Source organism: Idiomarina sp. UBA4206, assembly GCF_002383015.1.
In the GTDB taxonomy this organism is placed as follows: domain Bacteria; phylum Pseudomonadota; class Gammaproteobacteria; order Enterobacterales; family Alteromonadaceae; genus Idiomarina; species Idiomarina abyssalis.
The window spans coordinates 15515-16118 of record NZ_DFTS01000021.1; the positions used below are offsets into that span (position 1 = coordinate 15515).

The following is a 604-nucleotide window of genomic DNA, read 5'->3' on the forward strand; positions in this document are numbered from 1 at the left end:
CGTCGTCCGGGTCGTTCGGGCAACAAACGATAGGCTCTTTTATCTCGTTCAGGTCAATTTCGATAACCGTAGAGTAATCAGCGTCTTTGTCCGCACGCGTCAGCTCTGGGTTTTCTAACCATTCTTCCATCTTACGGGCACGACGTTCCAGCGTACGCGCGTCGCCGTAGCCTTCGTTGATCATCCAACGCAGCATGGTGATGTTAGAACGCAGGTATTCAGCAACAGACTCTTCTGACAGGTCGATGGTACAACCGGCCGCTGAACGCTCAGCAGAAGCGTCAGACAATTCAAATGCCTGCTCTACGGTTAAGTGATCAAGACCTTCAATTTCTAAGATACGACCCGAGAAGATGTTTTTCTTGCCGCGCTTATCAACGGTCAGGTGACCTTCTTTGATAGCAAACGCAGGAATGGCATGAACCAGGTCACGTAAAGTAATGCCTGGCTGCATTTCACCTTTGAAACGCACCAATACCGATTCAGGCATATCCAGTGGCATTACGCCGGTAGCTGCGGCGAACGCAACCAGACCAGAGCCTGCCGGGAATGAAATACCCAGCGGGAAACGGGTGTGCGAGTCACCACCGGTACCAACGGTATC

The 604-nt window shown here is 51.8% G+C and carries 1 protein-coding gene; it reads right to left on the minus strand.

The features are described 5' to 3' along the window. Window positions 1–604, minus strand: a 604-nt coding sequence (locus B3180_RS04510; RefSeq protein WP_286843282.1) for an aconitase family protein, incomplete at both ends; no start/stop codon positions are given.